Below are 24083 nucleotides of genomic sequence, written 5' to 3' on the forward strand. Positions count from 1 at the left end.
GGAGCAGCGGATGGACGAGAGCAAGGTCTGGCTCGTGACCGGCGCCGGTCGTGGCCTGGGGGCGTGCATCGTCCGCGCCGCACTCGCCGCCGGGCATCGTGTCGTCGCGTCAGGGCGCGATCCTGAAGCGATCACCGGGGTGCTGGGAGCTACCTCCGGCCGGCTCCTCGGCGTCCGCCTCGACATCACCAGCGACGCGGAGTCGCGAAGCGCCGTCGCAGAGGTGGCCGACAGCTTCGGGCGCCTCGATGTCCTGGTGAACAACGCCGGGACATTCGTGGCCGGCTACTTCGAAGAGTTGCTCCCGGAGCAGATCGAGCAGCAGTTGGCCACAGGGCTGCTCGGCCCCATGAACATCACCCGCGCAGCGCTTCCCGTCATGCGGGCCCAAGGCTCCGGCCACATCGTGTCCGTCTCGTCCTCCGCGGGCCTGGTCGGCTTCGAGTACTGGTCGTCCTACAACGCCGCCAAGTTCGGGCTCGAGGGATGGATGCAGGCGCTGGGACGCGAGGTCGAGCCGCTGGGGATCCACACCACGATCGTGAATCCCGGATCATTCAGGACCGATTTCCTGGCGCACGCCGCGGATGCCCCTACGGGGAGTCCGGTGCCCGACTACGCCGACCGGCGATCGCGACAGGTCGTCAGTTGGCGCACCAAGAACGGACAGCAGCCAGGAGATCCGGAGAAACTGGCGGCGGCGATGGTCGAGATCTGCGGCATGAATCCGCCGCCCAGGCGGTTCGTCGCCGGTGCGGATGCCATCGGGCTGGCCGAGGGCCAGGCCGCCCTCCTGATGCAGGAGGTCGACGCGCTGCGCGACCTCTCCCTCTCTCTAGGCTATGTCAGCGCCTGATCTGCAGAGGCGACCGTACGCAACCGACTCGAGAACGCTTCCGGGATGTGGGACGCAGGCGACTGCGGCGCGTCGAACATCTAGTATAAGAGAAATGGGAGATGCGGCATCTGCCGGGCACTCCACCGCAGACGACGCGTCCATGGACGAGCGAGTTTGCAGATCGCCAGGCTGCGCGGTCGAGACACCAATGGGCGGGGAGTCGGATCCCGCGAAACCGTGGGAACAGGAGGATCGCAGTGGGTCAGATCGACTACGGCGTCAGCGATCACGTCGCGACGATCGTCATCAACAACCCCGAGAAACGGAACGCCGTGGACCCGGAGATGTCGACGCAGCTTCTCGACGCCTACGCCGATGTCGTCTCCAATGACGACGTGCGGGTGCTCGTCATCACGGGCGCCGGCGACAAAGCCTTCTGTGCGGGCGGTTACATCCCGGACTACGTGGCCGACAGCGTGGTCGGGGCAGGCGCCACGAAGGACCGCACAGCCCTGCACAAGCCTTGGCGATTCTACAAACCGGTCATCGCCGCCATCGACGGGTTCGCCGTCGGTGGAGGGTTCAGCCTGGCCCTCTACTGCGACATCCGGGTCGTTTCGACGTCGTCCAGAATGGGGCCGTCCGGACTCAAGCGTGGAGTCGCCAACGGGGCCACCCAGGCGACCCGGCTCAGCCGGCTCGTAGGCGTGGGCAACGCGATCGAGATCCTGCTGCTCTCGAAGTACGTCGACGGTGCCGAGGCACATCGCATCGGGCTGGCCCAACGGTTGACCGAACCTGGCGGGGCGATGGCCGAAGCCATGGATATCGCCACCACGATCGCGTCCTTCAGCCCGGGCGCAGTGCAGGCCACGAAGCGACTTGCCTACGACAATCTGGATCTGGGCTGGGACGAGGCCCTGGAGTGGGAGGAGGCGGTCACCAAGCGCAGCTTCCACACCGCGGACGCGCTCGAGGGGTTCGCGTCCTTCGACGAGAAGCGTCCAGCAGTCTTCGGCCAGGAACGCTCGCTGCACACCCTCGGCCTCGACGAGTTCTGGCCGGGCACCCAGACGCCGGAGTGGCGCAAGTGAAAGGCCCGCTGAACGGCATCCGGGTCGTTGCGGTGGAGACCTTCATCGCCGGCCCCATGGCGACGATGTGGCTGGCCGACGCGGGTGCCGAGGTCGTCAAGATCGAGCCGCCGCGGGGCGGCGACCGCGCCCGCACGGTGCCACCGATCAAGGGCGATGGGGACGGGGCGCAGAGTCTCTCGTTCGTCCGCGCGAACCGGAACAAGCGCAGCGTGGTGCTCGACCTCAAGGACGAAGCGGATCGTGCGACATTCCTCGAACTGATCCGGGAGGCGGACGTATTCCTGGAGAACGCCCGCCCTGCGTCATTATCCGCCCTCGGGCTGAACTACGGGCAGCTGAGCAAGGTCAATCCTCGGCTGATCTACGCCGCGGTGTCGGGTTTCGGCGTCCCGGAGTTCAACAAGGGAGACCTGCCGTACCTCACCGCGTTCGACATCGTCGCGCAGGCCATGGCCGGCCTCATGTTGCGACCGGAAGGCGCGGAGTCGGGTGCCGTGTACCCGGGCTACCCACTCGCGGACATCTTTGCCGCAGCCAACGCGCAGTCCGCGATCTACCAGGCACTGTACAACCGAGAGCGTACCGGTGAAGGCGCATACATCGACGTCGCGATGTTCGACGGTGCGATCGCCCTGAACGAACTGGCGATCATCATGTACACGACCTTCGGGACGATCCCCCCGCCCGGTGTCCACGCGCTGGGTGCGCCTTTCGGGGCCTATTCCGCATCCGACGGCCAGGTCGTGCTCGGCGTCCTGGGGAATCCCGTGTGGGTCAGGTTCGCGGAAGCCATCGGTCGCCCGGACCTGGTGGACGTACCCGAATACGCCAGCGGGATCCTGCGGCATCAGCACCGGGACACGCTGGATCCCGTCATCAATGCCTGGATGGCCGCACGGACCACCGAAGAGGTCCTCGCTGCGCTGGGATCGTGCGACGTTCCTGCTGCGCCGGTATGGAACGTCGACTCCGTCGTACGCCTCGCATATGCGCGGGAGCGGGGCATGATCGTCGCGGTTGACGACCCCGCCTGGGGCGAGATGACCGTCGCGGGCAACCCGATCCGGTCCAGCCTGATGTCGGGCGAGCGGCCGGCGCCGGCGCCGCTGCTCGGTGCTGACACCGCAGACGTCTTGAAGGAGTGGCTCGGCCGCGAGGCCTGAGCGCGCCTTTGTCTCTTGGCGCGCTGCTGCGCCCTTCAATCAGCACCGATGCAATGAGGGATGGAACATGTCGGATTCACCCCAGGTCGTCTCGGCGGACGAGGCCATGCGCGCCGTGCAGTCCGGAATGCTCGTCGCCACCGGCTCACTGAGCTCCGAGCCGGTTGTGCTCCTCGAGGCGCTGGCGCAGCGCGCCCGCTCGGTGGGCGCGCTGACACTGCTGGGAGGCATGCTCCTCGACGGTTATCGCGCCATGGCACCGGAGCTCGGGGCGTCCGTGCGGCTGAACACATGGTTCATGCCAGGCACGTCGAACGTCGACGCCGAGATGGGGCCGGCCGTGGACTTCCTCCCGATGTCGTGGTCGCAGACCTGTCGTTACGTCGAGGGCGCGGACATCGACGTGGCACTTGTGCAGGTGTCGCCGGCGGACGCCGACGGCAACCACAGCTTCGGGATCAGTTCGAGTCTCACCCCGCTGCTGGCGAGGCGGGCGACCGTGGTCATCGCACATGTCAACCCCCGGATGCCTTTCACCTTGGGCGATTCGCTCATTCATGAGTCCGAGATCGACTTCGTGGTCATGCATGAGGCACCGTTGCGGGCGTACCCGCATCGGACGCCGGGCCCTCTGGACGCAGAGATCGGCTGTCTCGTCGCCGACCTCATCCCGAACGGCGCGACCATCCAGTGCGGCATCGGAACGGTGCCGGAGGCCGTGTGCCAGACGCTCGTCGACACCGACCGCACGGATCTCCGGATCACGGGCATGCTCACCGACGGAGGGCGAGCGCTGATCGAGTCCGGGCGCTGCATGTCGGACGGCCCTGCGGCCGTGGTCGGTGAGGTCGTCGGTTCGCCGGACCTCTATCGGTGGGTGGACCGCAACCCCGCCGTGAATCTCCAGAACGGCCTGCACACGCACAGCCTGGAGGCGTTGGCCAGGTGGGAGAGGTTCGTCTCGATCAACTCCACCCTCGAGATCGATCTGTACGGCCAGCTCAACTCCGAGGTGCTCCGGGGCGGGCAGGCCGGTGGCATCGGTGGCAGCGTCGACTTCATGCTCGGCGCGCAGTTGGCCGGCAACATGTCGATCGTCGCCCTTCCTTCGACCACCGTCCGCGGGGCATCGCGCATCGTGCCGGTCCTCTCAAAGGGATTGGTGACCGTGCCGCGAACACTCGTGCAGCACGTCGTCACCGAGTACGGCGTGGCGGATCTGCGCTTCCTGTCCGCCGGTGAGCGCGCCGAGGCACTGGCCGGAATCAGTCACCCGGACCACCGTGAGGGACTCTTCGCGGCGGCCAAGAAGCTGCCCCGCACCCACTAAGCCGTCCATCTGAAGACCAGCAACACGAACGTTCGCGGTCCGCTGCTGCAGCGCGTCCTGAGGAGAGGGGTTCGTCATGTCGATCGTAGGGGTTTCGACAGGCGCGTTGACCGGGCTGGCCGCGGGTGTGTCGCTGACCGTCGATGGTCGTCCGGTGCCGGGCGCGGGGACGTTCGAGGTGGTGAACCCGGCGACGGGGGAGCGGTTTGCCGATGCGCCGGACGCGTCACGGGCGCAGGTCGACGCGGTCATGGAGTCGGCGGCGCGGGCCTTCGTTTCCTGGCGTGCCGACGATGCGGCGCGGTGTGCGGCGTTGCGTGCGGCGGCGGATGCGCTGGAGGCGTCGGCCTCGGAACTGGCACTGCTGCTGACCGCGGAGCAGGGCAAGCCGTTCTCGGGGTCCTTGGCAGAGGTGTCGACCAGTGCGACCTGGTTGCGCTGGTACGCCGATCTGGACCTGTCCGCGCCCGAGATGGTCGAGGACGGCACCGAACGTACGGTGACTGTGCACCGCCGGCCCCTGGGGGTGGCGGTAGCGATCTGTGCCTGGAACTTCCCGATCCAGATGGCGATGAAGAAGGCGGCGCAGGCGCTGCGTCCAGGCAACACGTTGGTGATCAAGCCTTCGCCGTACACCCCTTTTGCCACGCTGAAGGCGGTGGAGGTGCTGCAGTCGGTCTTTCCGCCGGGTGTGGTCAGCGCAGTGAGTGGTGGCGGCTCCGAGCTGGGGGGTTGGCTGACCTCGCACCCGTTGACGCGCAAGGTGACGTTCACCGGGTCGACCGCGACCGGAAAACTTGTTGCGGCGGCGGTGGCGCCGGACCTGAAGCGGGCGACGTTGGAGTTGGGCGGCAACGATCCGGCGATCGTGCTCGACGATGCCGATCCGGCCTTGATCGGGCAGGGTCTGTTCGACCGGGCGTTCGTGAACTGTGGTCAGACCTGCGCGGCGATCAAGCGCGTGTACGTACACGAGCGGCTCTTCGACGACGTCGTCGACTCCTTGGCCGGGTATGCCCGCAACAGTGTGGTCGGCAACGGTATGGAACCCGGGACAGAGTTCGGGCCGCTCAACAATCGAGCGCAGCTCGAGATCGTCACGAGTCTCGTCGACGACGCGCTCAGCCGTGGTGCCCGAGCGGTCACGGGCGGGACGCCGATCGAGAGTCCGGGCTACTTCTACCCGCCGACGATCCTCACCGGCGTCGAGGACGGGATGGCGGTGGTCGATCAGGAGCAGTTCGGTCCGGTGCTTCCGGTGCTGGCCTACACCCACCTGGATGACGCACTCGGGCGGGCCAATCGTGGCCCGTACGGGCTGGGGGGCTCGGTCTGGACCTCCGACGAGGACCGCGGCCGCGACGTCGCGGCGCGTCTCGAGGTCGGCACCGCCTGGGTTAACACCCACGCCATCACTACCCCCTCCGCGCCATTCGCAGGTGCGAAGTGGAGTGGCATCGGGATCGAGAACGGCATCTGGGGCATGCACGAGTTCACCCAGATCCAGACTATCCACACTGCACACTGACGAGGCGCGAGGCAGCCTCCGACCGCTCACGCGCTACGCCCACTCCGAGCGACAAGCCTCCAGCAAAGGCGGAAGAACTCCATGGACGAGAGCACCTACTCAGCAGGCGAGGCCGTTCGGCGCGAGGTTGCGGGCAACGCGGTGGTCGACGCGGCGAGGAACGCGGACGACTTCAACAAGCCCATGCAGGACATCCTCACGGAGTTCTGCTGGGGCACCGTCTGGACCCGGCCCGAGCTGGACCGCCGCAGCCGGAGCATTCTCAACATCGGGATGCTCGCCGCCCTCAACCGACCCGACCAGCTGGCCGGGCACGTACGGAGCGGGATCACGAACGGTCTCAGCAAGGCCGAGATTCGCGAATGTCTGTTGCAGGTGGCCGTGTACGCCGGCATGCCGGCCGGACTCTCCTCGTTCGCGATCGCCAGCAAGGTCTTCGAGGAACTCGACATCTGACGTGTACGCGGTTCCGACACCCGCGCCGCGGCCTCGGGACGAGGCGCCCACGGCCGACCCGCAGGAGGAGACCAGCATGGCGATCGGATTCATCGGCCTGGGCCGGATGGGTCAGGGCATGGCCACGAACCTGGTGCGGCGGTCCGGACGTCAGGTGCTCGTCTTCGACACCAGCGCGGAGCCCGTGGACCTGCTCGCTGCCGCAGGCGCGACGCCCGCCTCGGACATCGCCGAGGTCGCTCGTCGTTGCGACGTGATCTTCGCGTCGCTGCCCGGTCCGCCGGAGGCGCAGGCGGTCTTCCTGGGCTCGGGTGGCCTGGTCGAGAACGCTCGGCCGGGCACGATCCTGGCGGACCTGTCGACGAACTCGTTGTCGCTCCAGAAGGAGATCCACGACGAGTGCCTGCGCCGCGACCTCTCGTTCCTGGATGCCCCGGTGAGCGGAGGTCCGGCGGGTGCGGCCTCGGGTGACCTGGCGATCTGGGTCGGTGGTGACCGTGCGGTGTACGAACGCTGCTTGCCCGTCCTGACGACAATGGGGGACAAAACCCACTATGTCGGCGCATCCGGTGCCGGGACGGTGACCAAGCTCTGCCACAACATGCTCGGTTCCATCATCCAGCTCGCACTGGCCGAGACGTTCTCCGTCGCCGTCAAGGCGGGGGTCGACCCGCTGGACCTCTGGGAGTCCATCCGGCTGGGGGTCGTCGGGAAGCGGTCGCCCCTCGACATGCTCACCAAGCAGTTCCTGCCGGGCAAGTTTGACCCACCGGCGATGCCGCTCAAGCTGGCCCACAAGGACCTCTCGCTGGGCGCCGCGCTAGGGACCGACCACGACGTCCCGATGAGGATGGCGGAGATGACGCGCGACGAGATGGCGGCGGCGATCCAGCGCGGCCTCGGCGATCTGGACGCCCGGGTGTTCCTCACGCTTCAGCTCGAGCGGGCGGGCGTGGAGATCGCCGTCGACCCGGAGCGGCTGGACGCCGTTCTGAAGGCCTCGCGTCCTGCTGGCAAATAATCCCTTGCATTTAGGCCAATTATAATGAGAGATTATCGGGAGGGCCTCTCACATCCGTAGTGATCGATGGCGGAGGTGTGCGGCCCCGCTGACGGCGACCTGTCACCGGATCGCAGTTCTGCGCCGAGCGCGCTGGTACCAAGGATGGACTCATGACCTCCATGAAGGAGAACACGGCACCGCACTCGTTCCTGGCCTCGCGCCTCGGGCACGTGATCGGCGGCGCCGTCGTCGACTCCGCCTCAGGCAAGACCTTCCCCACCCTCAATCCCGCGACGGGGCAGGTCCTGACTCATCTCGCGGACGGAGATCACGAGGACGTCGATCGTGCGGTGCGGGCGGCCCGTCGGGCGTTCGAGGGCCCTTGGTCGCGCTGGAAGCCCTATGAGCGCCAAGCGTTGCTGATGCGGATCCACGACCTCGTCGACCAGCGCTTCGATGAGATGGCTCTTCTCGAAACACTCGACCTGGGCTCGCCGATCACACGTTCGCGGGGGCTCAAGAGCTTCGTCCTGCAGACCATCGCGTACTTCGGGGCGCAGACGGTGAATGTCGGTGGCTCGACCCTGCCGAACAATCTCGCCGGCGACGTGATGACAATGACGATCAAGGCGCCGCTCGGAGTGGTGGGCGGGATCCTGGCCTGGAACAGCCCTCTGGTCGGGGAGTGGTTCACGGTCGGCGGTGCTCTCGCGACCGGCTGCACTGTCGTGCTGAAGCCCGGCGAGTACACGTCCCTCTCGGTGCTCTACATGGCCCGTCTGCTCGAGGAGGCAGGCGTGCCACCGGGCGTGGTCAACGTCGTGACCGGTCACGGTGCGGCGGGGGGTGCGCTGGCGGCGCACCCCGATGTCGACCGCGTCGTGTTCACCGGTTCCGTCGAGACCGGACGGCGTGTGGTCGAGGCGTCGGTGAGCAACATGAAGCGGGTCCAGGTCGAACTGGGCGGAAAATCACCCGACATCGTCTTCGCGGACGCGGACCTCGACCGCGCCGTCCCGGGGGCCGCGATGGGGGTGTTCAACAACTCCGGGCAGATCTGCACCGCCGGCACCCGTCTGCTCGTGCAACGCAGCGTCCATGACGAGTTCGTCTCGCGCCTGGTGGACTTCTCGGCGTCCCTGCGCGTCGGCAACGGCATCGACCCGGACGTCCAGATGGGGCCTGTCGCGTCGCAGGCCCAGCTCGACCGCGTCCTGGGCTATGTCGAGGGGGCGGGGCCCGAGGGGGCGACGCTGGCCGCGGGCGGGGCTCGGCTGGGCGGCGACCTGGCGGACGGGTTCTTCGTGCAGCCGACCGTCTTCTCTGACGTGACGCCGGACATGACCATCGCTCGCGAGGAGATCTTCGGCCCTGTGGTGTCGGTGCTGCCGTTCGACGACGTCGAGGAGGCGCTGGTACTCGCAAACGACACGCCCTTCGGCCTCGGTGGAGCCGTGTGGACCCGTGACACGACGACCGTCATGACGATGGTGAACGGGATCCGTTCCGGCAGCGTCTGGGTCAACTGCTACGGCCTGCTCGACATGACCGTGGGCATGAACGGCCACCGCATGAGCGGCTACGGCGTGAAGGGCGGCCCGGGGCACGTTGACGCCTTCCTCTACGAGAAGTGCGTCTACATCGACCTCTCGTCATGAGAGGCGTTCCCTTGCTCGTGCGCCCGTTCTGTCCCAGGGAGAGTTCGCCATGACCGTTGCACATCCTCGACCGCAGCAGACCCACCTGAGTGTCGACCGCACCCCGGCCCCAGGGACGTGTCCCGCGTGCGGGGCAGCCGAGCTCGCGTCGTACCCGGTGCTCGAGGAGCGCGGGTGGTTCGACGTCGTCAAGTGCCAGGCCTGCCTGCACTCGGTGGCCCGCGAGCGGGGTCCGTTGCTCGGCTACATCCAGCTGCTGTCCGACACGGTCTGAGGAGGCAAAATGATCGGCATCGACGTCGGCGGCACCTTCACGGACATCATCGCCGTCGAGGACGGCGAGATCCGGGCCTACAAGGTGCCGACGAACGTGCGTGACACGCACCTGTCCGTGCTGGCCAGCGCAGACCTGGTCAACGTGCCGGAGGCGCCGGTGTTCAACCACGCCAGCACCCATGGACTCAACGCCATCCTCACCAGGAACTTACCCAAGGTCGGATTCCTGACCACGGCCGGCCATCGTGACGTGCTGGACATGGCGCAGAGCTGGCGGCCGAATGACGCGGTCACAGACGCGCACTGGCGGCGGTCCTTCGGCGACTCGACCGCACCGGTCGTGCCGCGCTACCTGCGCCGGGGAGCCAGCGAGCGGACGCTGGCCGACGGGCGGGTCTACCAGGACCTCGACGAGGACCAGGCACGTCGCGAGATCGAGCTGCTTGGTCGCTGCGGCGTCCGTGGGATCGCCATCTGCCTGATCAACTCGTACGTGAACGGCGCGCACGAGGAGCGCCTGGCGGAACTCGTCCGCGCCGTCCTGGGAGACATCCCGGTCTCGGTCTCGAGCAGGGTCTCTCCACTCGCCCGCGAGTACCCTCGCGCGTCCACCACGGTCATCGACGTCACGATGAAGATCGTCTACGGGCCGTACACCAAGCTGCTCCAGGACGGCCTGGAGAAGGTCGGCTTCCGGGGACAGATGAACTTCGCGGACTGTGCCGCCCAGCTGTCCCCGGTGGATGACGCCATGAACGTGCCCAGCCGGATCGTCTTCTCCGGCCCTGCTGCCGGGGCCGTCTCCGCCGCGTACTTCGGCAGCCTGATCGGCAGGTCCGACCTCGTCTGTGCCGACATCGGCGGGACCTCCTGCGACATCAGCATCGTCCGCAACGGTTCACCGACCGTCGACACGACCTTCGAAATCGAGCACGACCTCGTCGTGAACACGCTCTCCAGCCAGGTGCACGCGATCGGAGCGGGCGGCGGCAGCATCGTCTCGGTCGGCCCCACGGGAGAGATCGTGGTCGGGCCGGCGAGCGCCGGGGCGGATCCGGGTCCCGCGTGCTACGGCAAAGGCGGAGTCCAGCCCACGACCACGGACACCTGCCTTCTCGTAGGGATCATCGACCCGGACCGATTCGCCTCCGGCTTCCTGGATCGTGACGCCTCCTGGCGCGCCTTCGAGAAACTGGACACGCACAGTCCCGTGGAGCAGCGGATCGCACACGCCTACGGGATCGCGGTCCACAACATCGCCGAGGGCGTCTTCAACCAGATCGTGCGTGCGGGAGTGGATCCCCGCGACTACGACCTGGTGGCGTACGGCGCGGCAGGACCGATGCTGCTTCCCGCGATCCTCGAGCTCGTCCACGCCCGAAGCGTCATCGTGCCTCCGCACGCCGGCCTCTTCTCCGCTCTGGGGCTGCTATCCGCGGACCGGGTCTTCACCGACAGCCGTAGCCACTACACGGTGCTGGACGAATCCGCCGCCGATGGAATCGACGCGATCTACCTGGAGCTCGAGAGCGCCCTGCGGAGTCGCCTGGGTGCCGAGGCCGACACCGCGACCATCGTGCGTTCTTTCGACGGACGGCTGCTCGGTCAGGCGTGGGAGACCCCCTTCATCCCCGTTCCTGACGGGACACTCGGCGTCAAGGGGATCGCCGCGATGGTGGCCGGCTTCCATGACGTGTACGCCGAACGGTCCGGCGCTCGCTTTGAGGCCATCCCGGTCCAGGGCGCCACCTATCGCGTCAGCGCGATCCTGCCGACACCCAAGGTTCAGTATCCGGTGCTGCCGCGCCGGGAGGGAGCGGCGCTCGTGCCTCGCGCGAGCACCCCGTTGCGTTTCATCGGTGACGAGGAACAGCTTGCGGACGTGTACGAGCGCACCGATCTGCGGGCCGGGGACGCCTTCCGGGGACCCGCCATCGTCCGCGAGAGGCTCGGCACCGTCCACGTCCACCAGGGGCAACTGGCCACGGTGGGCCGGTACGGCGAAATCGTCATCACCTCTGATACGAACAGCGAGCGGTGAGAGGACTCCTCCCACATGACGACCACGTCAGTCGCCCTGCGCGACCTCAAGGATGAGCAGTTCCAGGAGTCCTACGGGTGCGACCGGTTCACCGCGTCGGTGCTCAGCAACCGGCTGCGCTACATCTGCGGGCACATGGCGACGGGTCTTCTGCACAAGGCCTTCTCTCCGATCATCTCGTATATGAGCGACTTCGCGACGGCGGTCGTCGGACCGCCGGAGCTGGACTACCCGATGCCCGCGGTCAACAACGGGCTCGCCCTCTTCCTGGGCACACTTTCGGACGCGGTCCGCAACACGGTGGAGGAGTACGGGCCCGAGAACCTCCGCGTCGGCGACCTCCTGATAGCCAACGACCCGAACCGCGCCGGCTGCCACGTGAACGATCTGATGTTCGTTGCGCCGGCGTTCTTCGAGAACAGAATCAGCGGATTCATCGTCATCCGTGCCCATCAGCTCGACATGGGTGGCTCGGTGCCGGGGGGCTTCGGCGCCAAGAAGACCGACTCGTACGAGAACGGTCTCGTTCTCCCGCCCATCCTGCTGTACTCGCAGGGAACGCCTGTGCGGTCCACTTTCAGCCTCATCTTCGACAACGCGCGCTGGGGGCAGCTGCTCCTGCCTGACATCCGCACCATCAACGAGAGCTGTGCACTAGGACTGTCGATGTTCCGCGAGAGCGTGGAGCGCTACGGCCGCGCGGCGATGCTCGGATCGATGCGGTTCGCCACGGACCGGTCGGCCGAAGAGATCGCGGACGCGCTCGCGAGCGTTGCGGACGGTGACTACACGGGGACCGCCATCCTCGACGCGGACAACGCCACGGACGAGCAGTACGACGTGGTCGTCAAGGTGATCAAACGGGGTGCGCGGGTCGAGGTCGACCTGAGCGGCTCGTCCCGGCAGGCGCAGACCTGCATCAACGCCGGCGCCCTCGACGCGAAGACGGCGGTCGGCGTGGGGCTCAACATGGCCACCGGTGTCAGATCGCCCTTCACCTCGGGAAGCTTCCGGCACATCGATGTGGTGATCCCTCCTGGCACGGTCGCGAGTGCGCTTCCCCCGGATGGCGCCATCTTCTTCTACTGGGAGGTGTCGTCCGCCATCCTCGCCGCCATCATCGTGGCGCTCAAGGACGTGCTCGGTGACCGGAGTATCGGGGGGGACTACGGCTCCACGAGCACGCACAACGCCCAGGGCACGCGCGGCGACGGCACCACCTGGCAGAGCCTGTCCGAATGCGGCGGTGAGTGGGGTGCCTGGGGCGCGAGCCGTGAGGGCGACGGAGACGGCTACAACGCGCTCTACTTCGTGAACACAATGTCACCAGCCACTGAGGGGATCGAGGCTTCCGTGCCGGTCGTCATCGCGCGCAAGGAGTACGTGCCGGACACCGGAGGCCCGGGACGGCACCGAGGCGGTTCCGGGACGATCAAGGACGTCCGTTACCTGGACGACGCCGAGCACTACACGACTCCGCTGCGGTTCAAGGCTCCCTCTGGGACAGGCGTCAACGGTGGTGATGCCGGCCGGATGGGCGGCGTGTGGATCCTCGACCAGGAGGGAACCGCGGATATCGCGTTCCCGGGCATCGAGGACTCGTCCTACCTGGGATCCACCGCACTTGCGGGCGTCGTCCATCCGGACACTCGCCTCCCGACTCCGGACGGGGTGTACGCCTACTTCGGGCGTGTCGCGACCTGGAAAACCGGGCCGGGAGCCATGTTCCGCTATCGCACCAACGGCGGCGGCGGCTGGGGTGCCGCACTGACGAGGGACCCGGAGCGTGTGGCCCGGGACGTCCGGGACGAGTACGTGTCGATCGCGGGAGCCGCGCGGGACTACGGCGTCGTCGTGGTGGGGGATCCGCAGACCGACCCCGAGGGCGTGAAGGTCGACGTCCGCGCCACGGCGGCACTGCGCGCCGAGCTCGAGGCGGGCACGACCAGGCTCAGCTGAGGACCCCAGGTGCGGCGACGCCGGTCCCTGCTTCGCGGCCCGCGCCGCGGGTGTCTGAACTGCGATGGAAGGAGATGTGTGATGGATCGGATGTCGGGAAAGGTGGCCGTGATCACCGGCGGTGCTCGCGGTCAGGGCCGAGCGCATGCCGTCCGCCTGGCGGCGGAGGGTGCCGAGATCGCCATCACCGATGCTTGCGCCCAGTACCCCGACGTTCCCTATCCCATGGGTACCGTCGACGAGCTCGCCGAGACGGTGGCGGCCGTCGAGGCGCTTGGACGGCGCTGCCTCAGCTTCAAGGCCGACGCCCGCGACCCTGCCGCGATGCGGGCCGTCATGGCCGACACCGTCGCCGAACTCGGCCACATCGACACGGTCGTCATCAACCACGGCATCACCATTCCGCACACCGTCGAGGGTCCGGAGGCGGAGGACGCCATCTGGGATCTGATCATCGACACCAACCTGTCGGGCGTCTGGCGCACGGCTCGGGCGGCCGTCCCTCACCTGCGCGACAACGGCGGGTCGATCACCGTCACTGCCTCGTCCGCGGCCTTGACCGGCCTGTTCAACCAGGCTGCATACGTCTCGGCGAAGTGGGGACTCATCGGCATGGTCAAGACCTTGGCTGCTGAACTGGCGCACTACTGGATCCGTGCGAACGCCGTCTGTCCGTGCGCGGTCGCAACGCCGCTGTTCCTGAACCCGCACCACGTCAGGGCGTTCTGCGGTGACGACCCGACGAAGACTATCGAGGACATGGAGTGGCCGGCCACGTCGCTCAACCTCCTGCCGGTTCCATGGATCGAACCGGAGGCGGTGGCGAGTGCCGTCCTCTACCTGGCATCGGAGGAGGCGAAGTACGTGACCGGTATCGCGTTGCCGGTGGATGCGGGGACCAGCATCCAGCCTCCGGGGATCACTCCGTTCGTGGGAACGCGGTTGTGGGAGCTCCAGCAGCAGGTTCCGTCGCTGGGTGCGTGATTCCGTCACGTCTGTTGCGTCAAAGGGAATCCCTGGTACCACGAGGGCCACGTCGGAAAGGGCGAAGGCCGGGTGCTGGGAGGTATTCCGGGGCAGTTCGGCTACACGGCGCGCGAGCCTTACGGCGTAGTGGTCGCCCGCGACGCGTGAGTTCATTTCTATGATAATCAGAGATAGTCGGCGCGTTCGAGGTTCGCGTCGACCACGACCACCTGCCGGCGATGGAGCGAGGACGGGCAGCATGAGGCGAAGCCACAAGACCATCATTTCTTGTGCGTTGACCGGGTCGGTGCACACCCCGTCGATGTCGCCCGGCCTCCCGGTCACCGCCGACGAGATGATCGAGCAGGGACTGGCGGCGGTGTCGGCCGGCGCGGCGATCCTCCACGTCCACGCTCGCGATCCGGTCGACGGGCGCCCCGCTTCGGATCCGGAGGTCTACCGTCCGTTCGTCACGGCGCTGGCGCGCGACACCGACGCCGTCATCAACATCACCACCGGTGGGGCGATGACCATGACGGTCGAGCAGAGACTCGAGGCTGCGCTGGTCTTCGAACCCGAAGTGGCATCACTCAACATGGGTTCGATCAACTTCAACTTCGCCGGCGCCGCCGAGCGCGAGCGCGAGTGGCGCTACGACTGGGAGAAGCCGTACGTCCTGGGGTCGGCAGACAGCATCTTCGTCAACACGTTCGCCCAGATCGAGACGAGCCTGCTCCGCCTGGGCAAAGAGCGCGGGACCCGCTTCGAGTTCGAGTGCTACGACGTGGGCCACCTCTACAACCTCGCGCACGTCGTCAACAAAGGGCTGGCCGAGCCACCGTTCTTCATCCAGGCGGTCTTCGGGATCCTCGGTGGGATCGGTCCCGACGTGGACAACCTGACCCACATGGTGAGCATCGCCGACAAGCTGTTCGGCGACGACTACTACCTGTCGGCGTTCGGTGCGGGACGGCATCAGATGACCTTCGCGACGGCCTCCGCTCTCCTCGGCGGAAACGTCCGTGTGGGGCTGGAGGACAGCCTCTACCTGACCCAGGGAAGGCTTGCGGAGAGCAACGCCGAGCAGGTCGCAAAGGTCGCGCGACTCCTCGACGAACTCGGCCACGACATCGCGACGCCCGACGATGCTCGCCAGATGCTGGAGCTCAAGGGCAGCGACTCCATCAAGGTGTAGCGGCAAGCGATCGAGGCCGTCTGGAGAGGGAGGAACGACGTGAGCATCGGCAATCCGGTCGTGGTCGGTTACGTCCCCACGCCGCAAGGTGCGGCGACACTGGCGCGAGGGATCGTGGAGGCCCGGCATCGTGATGCCCTCCTCCTCGTGGTCTTCCCGAAGCCCGACGGTGGCTCCGTCGTCGTCGACGGTGTCGAGGTCGATGAGGCCATGGACCCTGTTGCCCGCCTGCTACAGGACTCGGGTGTCCGGTTCGGGGTTCGACCCCTGACCGCCGGTGGAAGTGTCCCCGAGGACGTGGTCTCGATCGCCGCGGAGGTGGACGCCGACCTGGGCACCGGCCTCCGTAACCGAACGCCGGTGGGGAAGCTAATCCTGGGAAGCAATGCCCAGCGCATCCTGCTCGGTGCTACGTGTCCGGTTCTCGCCGTCAAGGCTCAGTGACACCGGACCCGTCGCGCGTCGCGCCCGCATCCTCCGTCGCCGGAACAGGAGCGCGTCCGCGAGCACTCCTCGCGATCATCCTGATCAGCTACCTGATGATCGTGATGAACGTGGCGCTTGTCGTCACGGCACTGCCCCGCATCCACAGCGATCTGCGTTTCACCACCGCCGGACTAGCGTGGGTCCAGTCGGCGTATACCTTGGCATTCGGCGGGCTGTTGCTCCTCGGGGCTCGTGCCGGAGACATCCTCGGCCGTCGTCGCGTCCTCGTGGCGGGCCTTCTCTGCTTCGTCGCCGCGTCGCCGATCGTCGGCCTCGCGGGGACGCCGACCCTACTCCTCGCCGGACGCGCTCTGCAGGGGGTCGCAGCTGCGTTGATTGCGCCCTCGACCCTCGCCCTGCTCGCCGTCGGTTTCCCGGAAGGACGACCGCGGACGAGAGCGGTCGCGTACTACGGATCCGTCGCCGGCTTCGGGGCGACGCTCGGGCTCGTCGCCGGGGGACTCCTGACAGACACCGTCGGCTGGAGGGCGGGCTTCTTCTTCAACGTGCCGATAGGGCTGGTCCTGGTCGCCGCGACATTCCGGAGCATCGACGAGACGGCGCGCCGACCGGGCGACTTCGACCTCGCAGGCTCGCTCGCATCGACGGCCGGCATGTCCGCGCTCGTGCTGGGGCTGGTACGTGCCGCCGGCTCGGGGTGGTCCGACCCATTAACGCTCGGCGCCCTGGTCGCCGGGGTGCTCCTGCTGACGGCCACGCTGGTCAATGAGGAGCGGGTGTCGGAGCCCATCATCCCGCTCGCGCTGTTCCGCAGCCGGCAACGCTCCGTGGCGTACGCGGGTCGTTTCCTGTATCTCGGAGCCATGCTCGGCTTCTGGTTCTTCGTCTCGCGTTACCTGCAGGACGTCCTGGGCTACTCCGCTCTGGCCGCAGGCCTCGCCTTTCTACCCATGACTCTGATCAACATCGTGACGGCGCTCGCTGTGCCGCGCCTGACGAAGTGGTGGGGCAACACATGTGTGCTCTCGGTTGGCCTCGCCATCACTGCGACGGGCATGTTCTGGCTCAGCCGGTTGGAGCCCTCTGAGCCGTACCTGACGGCGATCGCGCTGCCGATCCTCTGCGTTGGAGCTGGGCAGGGGCTAGCCCTGGCCCCGCTGACCGTTATGGCCATGGACGGCGTAGGCAGTGAGAACTTTGGCGCTGCGTCCGGGCTCGTCAACGTAGCCCACCAGCTCGGCGGGTCGGTGGGGCTCGCTGCACTGGTCGCGATCTCGGGACAGGTGCACGCATCGGGGCGGACGCCCGCCGAGTTGCTCACGCGCCGGGCCTCGGTGGCCCTCGACGCCGGCGGTCTGCTGCTGGTCGTCGCGCTCTGCCTGCTCTTCCTTCCACGGCGCGACAGTCGTTCAGAGAAGCGACTGGTACAGGTCGAGGTCCCTCAGCGCGGCCTCCCGTGACTCCTGGCTGATCGTGAGGACGACGCGATCGACCCCTGCCTGACGCAACTCGTCGAGTGGATCGGGTGCGGGATCCGGTGAGTAGACTGAGACCGGCAGGCGATCGCGCCCCCGGACCTCGCACAGGTCGCGGAACTCCGCGACCTGTTGGACCAGACGGGCACGTTCCGACCACTTGTTGCCCACCGGGAACCAGCCCTCGCCTGCCTCGACCACGCGCTCCATGCTGTTCGTCGTGTTTCCGGCGATGTACAAGGGGAACGGATGCTGAACGGGCTTGGGCCACTGCCAGACGGGGTCGAAGGACACGAACTCGCCGTGGAACTCGGCTTCGTCGTCGGTCCATAGCCGGCGCATCGCGAGCACTCGCTCGTGCATCAGTCTGAACCGGGTCCTGGCAACGGTGCCGTGGTTGGCGATCTCCTCAGGGATCCATCCGGCGCCCACACCGCACATGAGTCGGCCGCCGGACACCTGGTCGAGGCTCGCGACAGCTTTGGCAGTGGTGATCGGATCGCGCTGGACGAGCAACAGGATGCCGAACCCGAGGCGCAGGGTATTGGTGACCATGGCGGCGGCGGTGAGCCCCACGAACGGGTCGAGGGTGCGCTTGTAGTGCTCCGCGATATCTCCCCCGGCAGGGCTGTCCGGATCCCGGAAGACCGGGATGTGGGTGTGCTCGGTCAACCAGAGCGACTCGAAGCCGCGCTGTTCGACCTGCTCGGCGAGTTCTATGACCCCGATCGTCCGATCGGTGGGGAACACCGAGATGCCGATCTCCATCACGCCTCCAGGAGCTGATTGCTATTCATACTGATAGATATCAGCATAGTGTGAAGCCGCACTGTCCTGGGTGCGGCGCGGGCCGCGTCAGCGTGGCTTTGCGCTGAGCCCGAACGTGCTACCCCGAGCCGAGCCGGGACCAGTCGGCCGGGGTCAGGGCGGCGGCCAGCAGCCCGAGGACGCCGGGCCGGTGGATGTGGCTGCCCAGCAGGCGTTCGCCGGCCGTGTGGATGTGAAGGAGGGCGTCGCGGAGCCGGTTGGACAGCTGGGTCGCGTCGGCGGCCAGGTCGCTGTCGTAGCCGACGAGCACGGTCAGCCCGGCGAGCGCGTCGTCGTCGGTGCCGACCCGGCGCAGAGTGTGGGGCAGCGTTCGTGCCGCGTCCGCGATCACGTAGTCGTGGCGGGCGTCGGTCTTCGATTCGCCGGGATGCAGGTCGGCGATGCGGCGCATCGCCAGGCCGGGCAGGTAGGCCACGTCCACGCCGCGGGCGACACGGCGGGTGCCGGGAATGGGTGCGATGTCGTCGCCGCGGGTGAGAATCCAGGCTAGGGCGGTCTGCGCAGGGGTCGCGCCGATCTCCGCGCCGATCGCCGTGACGGCGTCGACGATGGCCAGGTTGCGCCGGAAGTTCTCGCCGGTACATCGGCAAGCGCGGCCGCGCCGCCAACGGCGTCGTGGCCGCTGCCAGCCCAGCCCCCTGTCGCCGCCGGAGACTGCCCGAGCCGGCGGAGTCTGCTCTTGGCGTCGCCCGCCCTGACGGCCCACGGGTGGGCACGACTCGCCACGTGCACGACGTCCTGAAGCGGTCAGCCGCGGAGACCTTGCAAAGAGTCTAACTAATATGAGAGATTGGCTTCGTCTTCGTACCCGACACGAGTCTCCGCACCTGGCGTGAGGGAGTGCATCCGACGGTGCGCCGTCCGACTGTCCGCACCTGCCGGTCGTGGCTGACGGTGACACGACGGCAGCTGAGCGGTCGCCGAGGAGCGCTACGCCGCGCTCGCAGGGGCGCCGCATCCGCCGCAGCGGCTCCCAGACCGGTCGCTCGGCGAATTCGGTCGGCCGGACGGTGGGGTCGCGATGGCTCGGTAACGGTCGGCCAGGTAGTAAAAAGATTACTATTATGATGGTTGAGGAAGGGTTGTGCTACGGTGACGCGATCCGACATCTCAGAGTTCCTCTTCCCGGGCCAGCTCACCCGGTACGCCGGTGCTTCAGGTGACGTCGGCGACCTGCTGTGCGCCCGGGGCGTACCGACGGGCGCGATATGCGTGGTGGCGGACAGCATCGTGCATGCCAACGGTCTGAACGCCGATCTACTGGAAGGCCTTGCCAAAGCTGGTTACGAGCCCCAGGTGTTCGCGGACGTCATCGGCGAGCCCGACGTCGATGTCGTCACACGGGCTGCGGTCGCCGCCGCAGCCACCAACCCCGTCGCCTTCGTCGGAATCGGAGGCGGCAGTGCTCTGGACACGGTCAAGCTAGTTGCCTACAGCGTCGCATCCGGCACACCGCTGCGGGACCTGAAAGGTCCGGCGCCACTGGTGCCGGGGCTCGGCCCGCTGGTGATGGTGCCAACCACGGTCGGCACCGGCGCGGAAGCGACTCGCGTCGCCATGTTCGCGGTAGACGGAGCCAAGCGCGCGGTGTTGTCCCGTCAGTTCGTACCGGAGCTCGCGGTCCTGGACGACGCCCTCGTGCAACGACTGCCCGCTCCGGTCGTGGCGGCGACGGCGCTCGACGCGTTGGCCCACTCCGTCGAGTCCATGATGTCGAGTACGTCGAACGAATTGACGTGGTTCTTCTCGGGCGAGGCCGCGCGACGGATCTTCGCCGCCCTCCCCGCGGGTCACAAAGGCGACCCGAAGGCGCGGTCCGAGCTTCTGTACGCCTCGTTCTTGGCCGGTGTCTCGCTCAACGCGGGCGTGGTGCTCGGCCATTCGCTGAGCTACGTCCTCGCGGCTCGGCACCACCTGCCGCACGGGGTCGGTTGCGCGATCGCGCTTCCGTACTGCCTCGCCTATAACCAGACGATGTCGGCCCGTGACGGAAAATCCCTGGCCGAAAGCGTGCTCGGCCAGTCCGACGCCACGTTGCGCGACGTCGCCGAGGCGGTGCGGGCGCTGACCGAGCTCGTCGACCTGCCGACCGACCTCGATGCCTACGGCACCGCCGCTGAGGAGATTCCCTTCCTCGCCCAGTCCGTCGTCCGTGACTACCCGCGACCGACCAACCCTGTTCCTCTTGAGTCGGTCCGGCTCGGCGTCCTGCTCGAACACCTGCGCACCGGAGACCTCCGCGGCGCCTGGACTGCGATGGGAGAGCTCGCATGACCGAGACCCGCTCCTACAACGCCCACGTGGGCGGGCGTTGGGAAGGATCCGGTACCCTCCTCGACGTGCACGACCCGTCCGACTGGGACACGGTCGTGGCGCGGGTGCCCGCACTCGGAGCGGACGTCGTCCGTGAGGGTTACAAGACGGCTCGCGAGGGCGCCCGGATCTGGGGTCGTACCAATGCGCTCGAGCGTGGGCGCGTTCTGTTTCGGGCCGCCGCCATCCTGCGCGACCGGGCGAGCGAGCTCGCGAGACTCCTTGCCCAGGAGAACGGCAAGACCTTGGCCGAAGCCACGGGCGAGGTCGGGAAATCCGCCGAGTTCTTCGAGTTCTACGCTGGGGTCGCGCGGCTGCCCTACGGCGACCTGATCCACGACGCACGGCCGGACACCACCACAAGCGTCTGGCACGAGCCCGTCGGCGTGGTGCTCGCGATCACTCCGTGGAACGACCCGTTGCTCACCCCGTCGCGCAAGCTTGCGCCGGCGTTCGCCGCGGGCAATGCAGTGGTTCTCAAACCGGCGTCCGACACGCCGACGATAGCGCTCGAGCTGACCCGGGCACTGGTGGACGCTGGCCTGCCGCCAGAGGCGATCACAACCGTCACCGGTCGGATCGGCGAGATCGGCGAGGACCTCGTCGGTTCGCCAGAAATCGACGCGATCACGTTCACCGGGTCCACGGGCGTCGGTCTCGATCTTCAGCGGAAGGTCGCCGGACGCAACATCCGAGTCCAGTGTGAGATGGGCGGCAAGAACGCGGCCATCGTCCTTGCCGACGCCGACCTCGACCTCGCGGCCGAGACGATCGCCGCCGCCGGGTTCGCCCAAGCCGGCCAGCGGTGCACGGCGACGAGTCGGGTCCTGGTGGAGGCCTCCGTCAAGGACAGTTTCGTCGAGCGTCTGGTCGCGGTAGCCAACTCCTACGCCGCCGGCCCGAGCCTGGACCCGAGCACTGTCGTCGGGCCGATGGTGAGCCGTCGCCAGCAGTCCGACGTCATCGGGCACGTCGCGACTGCGAGCGCAGAGGGCGCCACGATCGCCGCAGGCGGCACCGTCGGCGCGGGCGAGGTCCTCCAAAAGGGGTGTTACGTCCTGCCCACGGTCTTGGACGACGTGACAGCCGACATGACCATCTGGCGGACGGAGGTGTTCGGCCCCGTCGTCGCCGTGCTGGCCGTTTCGTCTCTCGACGAAGCGGTCGAACTCGCCAACGCCTCGGAGTACGGGCTTTCGGCCGCGCTGTTCACCAAGAGCATGTCCGCCGCGAACACCTTCCTGCGGGACATCGACGCGGGGCAGGCGGCCGTCAACCTACCCACTTCTGGCTGGGACGTTCATCACCCATTCGGGGGATTCAAGTTGTCCGGTTCCCCTTTTAAGGAGCAGGGCCTCGGTGCGTTGGCCTTCTACACGCGGACGAAGACCTGCGCAGTGCGTGCGTTGTGAACCTGTTCGACCTCGCGGGCCGACACGTCGTCGTCACCGGCGCGGGCCGCGGGCTCGGGCGGGCGATGGCCGAGGCGGTAGCGGCAGCAGGTGCTCGCGTGACGCTGGTGGCGCGTAGCGAGTCGCAGCTAGCCGAATCGGCCGCGGCAGTCGAGCACGCCGGGGGGACGGCGTGCGTGCGTCGTGCGGATTTGTCCGACCTCGACGCCGTTGCTGACCTCGCCCGGGAACTTAGCACCGGGCAGGTGCATGGTGTGGTGCACGCGGCAGGGGTCACTCACCGTGCGGACGCGCGCGACTTCGACGACGAAGTGTTGCGGCGCGTGCTGACGGTCAACCTCGAGGCGCCGATCGTCCTGTCACGCGAACTGATGCGGCACCGCGCAGATGACGTGCCGTCCAGTCACGTGTTCGTCGGCTCGCTCGGCAGTTCGATCGGCCTTCCGCGCGCATTGGCCTACGTCGCGTCCAAAGCCGGTGTCCTTGGGGTGGTTCGTACACTCGCCGCCGAGTGGGCCACCTCGGGGGTCCGCGTCAACGCGATCTCGCCTGGCTACTTCCGCACGGCGTTGACGGCCGATCTCCTCGACCAGCCCGACGAACTGAGCCGGATCGAAGGTCGCATCCCGATGCGGAGGCTGGGCAGACCAGCGGAACTGGGTGGCGCGACCATCTTTCTGCTGTCGGACGCGTCGTCGTACGTGACCGGTCAGCAGATTGTCGTGGACGGCGGCTGGCTAGCTTCCTAGGCAACCTCGTTGCACGGCCCCAGCCGACTTGGTCGGCTGGGGCCGTGCGTCATGAAGGACGCTTTGTGACAGTCGCTCGGTCGCGGTCGAGGCGCCGGATCACGAGCGGTCGATGCGGTCCACGAGTTCGCGGGCCAGGGCGAACGCGGAGGTGGCGGCGGGCGAGGGCGCGTTGCGCACATGCGACACCGCCCCGGTCCGAGAGATCGCGAAGTCGTCGACGAGCGTGCCGTCGCGGTCGACTGCCTGGGCGCGTACTCCGGAGTGGAACGAGTCGTCGATCGAGGACCGGGTCAACGACGGGACGTACTGCGCTGCCGCCCGGACATACGCTCGCTTGCTGGTCGCCATCCGGATCTCGTCGATCCCGGTGCGCCAGTAGGTGCGTGCCACGTGCCAGGTGCCTGGCCAGCTGACGGTGTCCCAGATGTCACGGGGTCGTGCCCGGCGGAACAGGTAGCCGTCGCGCGACGGCACGAGCATGGCGGTGGGGCCCAGCATCACGTCGCCGTGGACGTGCTTCGTTACATGTACGCCGAGGAACGGCAGCGTCGGGTCCGGGACCGGGTATACCATCCCGTTGACGACCGGACGGTCGGTCTGCTTGAGGCGGAGGTAGACCCCTCGGAACGGGACGACGCGCGGGTTCGCAGGTGCACCCGACCGTCGGGCCAGCCGGTCCGACCATAGCCCCGCACAGACGATCACTTGCTTGGCGGTCACCGTGCCGTGCGGCAGGCGCAGGCGGCATTCAGTGCCTTGGGTGATCTCACGGACCTGCTCGCCGAAGCGGAAGTCGACGCCCTTGCCTTCGAGTTCTTTGCGGATCGCCCGGGACACGTCGGTGTAGTCGATGATGCCGGTGTTCGGGGCGTGCAGCGCGGCGATGCCGGTCGCGTTGGGTTCGATGTCCCGGATCTCGTCGCCGGAGACACGACGAAGGCCGGGTACGCCGTTCGCCGCTCCGCGCCGTTCGAGTTCGTCGAGTCGGGGTAGCTCGTCCGGTCGCACCGCGACGATCAACTTGCCGCACCTCTCGTGCGCGATGCCTTGCTCCTGGGCGAACTCGTACATCAACGCCGCGCCCTCAACGCACAGTTTGGCTTTCAGCGAACCAGGCTCGTAGTAGATCCCCCCGTGGATGACCCCGGAGTTGTGCCCCGTCTGGTGCGCGGCCACGTCGGCTTCGCGCTCGACGACCACGATCGACGCGTCGGCTCTGCGGTTCGAGACCTCCAGCGCGACCGCCAGACCAACGATCCCTGCGCCCACCACGGCCACGTCGTACTCGGCCACTTTCGCTCCTCGACGTCCGGCCTCAACAGGCTCTATCAAATAGAATCATCATA

20 protein-coding genes and 1 pseudogene are annotated in these 24083 nt (G+C 67.6%); 18 read left to right on the top strand and 3 right to left on the bottom strand.

Features of this window, described 5'->3' with window-relative positions; translation table 11 throughout:
• Positions 1-10: 10 nt before the first annotated feature.
• The 15 genes from QOZ89_RS34470 (at position 11) to QOZ89_RS34540 (ending at position 17417) form a co-directional block, all read left to right on the top strand.
• Positions 11-856, top strand: coding sequence for an SDR family oxidoreductase (locus tag QOZ89_RS34470; RefSeq protein ID WP_071047235.1), 846 nt, complete (start codon positions 11-13; stop codon positions 854-856).
• 239 nt (positions 857-1095) lie between these two features.
• Positions 1096-1932, top strand: coding sequence for an enoyl-CoA hydratase/isomerase family protein (locus tag QOZ89_RS34475; RefSeq protein WP_071047218.1), 837 nt, complete (start codon positions 1096-1098; stop codon positions 1930-1932).
• Positions 1929-3098 carry a CaiB/BaiF CoA transferase family protein gene (locus tag QOZ89_RS34480; protein ID WP_071047217.1) on the top strand — a complete coding sequence of 390 codons (1170 nt, stop codon included), beginning with the start codon at positions 1929-1931 and terminating at the stop codon, positions 3096-3098. Before QOZ89_RS34475 ends, QOZ89_RS34480 begins: the two co-directional genes overlap by 4 nt.
• A 67-nt stretch (positions 3099-3165) precedes the next feature.
• Entirely contained in the window at positions 3166-4428 is a 1263-nt protein-coding gene (locus tag QOZ89_RS34485; protein WP_071047216.1) for an acetyl-CoA hydrolase/transferase family protein, read from the top strand.
• A 76-nt stretch (positions 4429-4504) separates the two neighbouring features.
• A complete protein-coding gene (locus QOZ89_RS34490; protein ID WP_071047214.1) occupies positions 4505-5956 on the top strand; it encodes an aldehyde dehydrogenase family protein in 1452 nt (483 codons plus the stop codon).
• Positions 5957-6037: 81 nt separating this feature from the next.
• Positions 6038-6412 (top strand): carboxymuconolactone decarboxylase family protein, encoded by a 375-nt coding sequence (locus QOZ89_RS34495; protein ID WP_071047212.1) that lies wholly within the window; start codon positions 6038-6040, stop codon positions 6410-6412.
• Between the two features lie 76 nt (positions 6413-6488).
• Positions 6489-7433 (top strand): NAD(P)-dependent oxidoreductase, encoded by a 945-nt coding sequence (locus QOZ89_RS34500; RefSeq protein ID WP_071047234.1) that lies wholly within the window; start codon positions 6489-6491, stop codon positions 7431-7433.
• A gap of 152 nt (positions 7434-7585) precedes the next feature.
• Positions 7586-9073 (top strand): aldehyde dehydrogenase family protein, encoded by a 1488-nt coding sequence (locus QOZ89_RS34505; RefSeq protein ID WP_116271427.1) that lies wholly within the window; start codon positions 7586-7588, stop codon positions 9071-9073.
• A gap of 49 nt (positions 9074-9122) precedes the next feature.
• Entirely contained in the window at positions 9123-9347 is a 225-nt protein-coding gene (locus QOZ89_RS34510; RefSeq protein ID WP_071047210.1) for a hypothetical protein, read from the top strand.
• Positions 9348-9356: 9 nt separating this feature from the next.
• The gene (locus QOZ89_RS34515) at positions 9357-11390 is read left to right on the top strand and encodes a hydantoinase/oxoprolinase family protein (RefSeq protein ID WP_071047209.1); all 2034 of its coding nucleotides are present in this window, start codon (positions 9357-9359) and stop codon (positions 11388-11390) included.
• Positions 11391-11405: 15 nt separating this feature from the next.
• A complete protein-coding gene (locus tag QOZ89_RS34520; protein WP_071047207.1) occupies positions 11406-13349 on the top strand; it encodes a hydantoinase B/oxoprolinase family protein in 1944 nt (647 codons plus the stop codon).
• An 81-nt stretch (positions 13350-13430) separates the two neighbouring features.
• Positions 13431-14333: a mycofactocin-coupled SDR family oxidoreductase gene (locus tag QOZ89_RS34525; RefSeq protein ID WP_071047205.1), complete on the top strand. Its 903-nt coding sequence runs from the start codon at positions 13431-13433 to the stop codon at positions 14331-14333.
• A gap of 241 nt (positions 14334-14574) precedes the next feature.
• Positions 14575-15510, top strand: a complete 936-nt coding sequence (kce, locus tag QOZ89_RS34530) for a 3,5-dioxohexanoate:acetyl-CoA acetone transferase (protein WP_071047203.1) — start codon at positions 14575-14577, stop codon at positions 15508-15510.
• Between the two features lie 39 nt (positions 15511-15549).
• The gene (locus tag QOZ89_RS34535; RefSeq protein ID WP_198543098.1) at positions 15550-15954 is read left to right on the top strand and encodes a universal stress protein; all 405 of its coding nucleotides are present in this window, start codon (positions 15550-15552) and stop codon (positions 15952-15954) included.
• The gene (locus QOZ89_RS34540; protein WP_198543097.1) at positions 15951-17417 is read left to right on the top strand and encodes an MFS transporter; all 1467 of its coding nucleotides are present in this window, start codon (positions 15951-15953) and stop codon (positions 17415-17417) included. The genes QOZ89_RS34535 and QOZ89_RS34540 overlap by 4 nt, the downstream gene beginning before the upstream one ends.
• On the opposite strand, the gene QOZ89_RS34545 is transcribed toward QOZ89_RS34540, so the two are convergent.
• Together QOZ89_RS34545 and QOZ89_RS34550 are read right to left on the bottom strand one after the other, a co-directional pair.
• Positions 17367-18200: an LLM class F420-dependent oxidoreductase gene (locus tag QOZ89_RS34545; RefSeq protein WP_071047202.1), complete on the bottom strand. Its 834-nt coding sequence runs from the start codon at positions 18198-18200 to the stop codon at positions 17367-17369. The two genes, QOZ89_RS34540 and QOZ89_RS34545, sit on opposite strands and share 51 nt — an antisense overlap.
• A gap of 163 nt (positions 18201-18363) precedes the next feature.
• Positions 18364-18720, bottom strand: a pseudogene (locus tag QOZ89_RS34550) (IS110 family transposase); the annotation flags it as partial.
• A gap of 632 nt (positions 18721-19352) precedes the next feature.
• Between QOZ89_RS34550 and QOZ89_RS34560 the strand changes: the two are divergent.
• Genes QOZ89_RS34560 through QOZ89_RS34570 form a run of 3 tightly spaced genes read left to right on the top strand, consistent with a single transcriptional unit; the run spans position 19353 to position 22734 of the window.
• A complete protein-coding gene (locus tag QOZ89_RS34560) occupies positions 19353-20534 on the top strand; it encodes an iron-containing alcohol dehydrogenase (protein ID WP_312627969.1) in 1182 nt (393 codons plus the stop codon).
• Entirely contained in the window at positions 20531-21985 is a 1455-nt protein-coding gene (locus QOZ89_RS34565) for an aldehyde dehydrogenase family protein (protein WP_071047197.1), read from the top strand. The genes QOZ89_RS34560 and QOZ89_RS34565 overlap by 4 nt, the downstream gene beginning before the upstream one ends.
• Complete coding sequence (locus QOZ89_RS34570; RefSeq protein ID WP_071047195.1) at positions 21982-22734, top strand: SDR family NAD(P)-dependent oxidoreductase; 753 nt, start codon at positions 21982-21984, stop codon at positions 22732-22734. The genes QOZ89_RS34565 and QOZ89_RS34570 overlap by 4 nt, the downstream gene beginning before the upstream one ends.
• Before the next feature lie 99 nt (positions 22735-22833).
• Here QOZ89_RS34570 and lhgO read toward each other — a convergent pair whose 3' ends face one another.
• Entirely contained in the window at positions 22834-24030 is a 1197-nt protein-coding gene (gene lhgO, locus QOZ89_RS34575; RefSeq protein WP_071047193.1) for an L-2-hydroxyglutarate oxidase, read from the bottom strand.
• Positions 24031-24083 lie beyond the last annotated feature (53 nt).

The organism is Pseudofrankia coriaricola, assembly GCF_032027725.1.
Taxonomy (GTDB): Bacteria; Actinomycetota; Actinomycetes; order Frankiales; family Frankiaceae; genus Pseudofrankia.

Excerpts from the sequence above, each read along its gene's own strand:
- QOZ89_RS34515 (WP_071047209.1), top strand. The coding sequence starts at position 9,357 with ATGATCGGCATCGACGTCGGCGGCACCTTCACGGACATCATCGCCGTC.
- QOZ89_RS34500 (WP_071047234.1), top strand. The coding sequence starts at position 6,489 with ATGGCGATCGGATTCATCGGCCTGGGCCGGATGGGTCAGGGCATGGCC.
- QOZ89_RS34510 (WP_071047210.1), top strand. The coding sequence starts at position 9,123 with ATGACCGTTGCACATCCTCGACCGCAGCAGACCCACCTGAGTGTCGAC.
- QOZ89_RS34525 (WP_071047205.1), top strand. The coding sequence starts at position 13,431 with ATGGATCGGATGTCGGGAAAGGTGGCCGTGATCACCGGCGGTGCTCGC.
- QOZ89_RS34565 (WP_071047197.1), top strand. The coding sequence starts at position 20,531 with ATGACCGAGACCCGCTCCTACAACGCCCACGTGGGCGGGCGTTGGGAA.
- QOZ89_RS34485 (WP_071047216.1), top strand. The coding sequence starts at position 3,166 with ATGTCGGATTCACCCCAGGTCGTCTCGGCGGACGAGGCCATGCGCGCC.
- QOZ89_RS34505 (WP_116271427.1), top strand. The coding sequence starts at position 7,586 with ATGACCTCCATGAAGGAGAACACGGCACCGCACTCGTTCCTGGCCTCG.
- QOZ89_RS34520 (WP_071047207.1), top strand. The coding sequence starts at position 11,406 with ATGACGACCACGTCAGTCGCCCTGCGCGACCTCAAGGATGAGCAGTTC.
- QOZ89_RS34495 (WP_071047212.1), top strand. The coding sequence starts at position 6,038 with ATGGACGAGAGCACCTACTCAGCAGGCGAGGCCGTTCGGCGCGAGGTT.
- QOZ89_RS34545 (WP_071047202.1), bottom strand. The coding sequence starts at position 18,200 with ATGGAGATCGGCATCTCGGTGTTCCCCACCGATCGGACGATCGGGGTC.
- QOZ89_RS34470 (WP_071047235.1), top strand. The coding sequence starts at position 11 with ATGGACGAGAGCAAGGTCTGGCTCGTGACCGGCGCCGGTCGTGGCCTG.
- kce (WP_071047203.1), top strand. The coding sequence starts at position 14,575 with ATGAGGCGAAGCCACAAGACCATCATTTCTTGTGCGTTGACCGGGTCG.
- QOZ89_RS34490 (WP_071047214.1), top strand. The coding sequence starts at position 4,505 with ATGTCGATCGTAGGGGTTTCGACAGGCGCGTTGACCGGGCTGGCCGCG.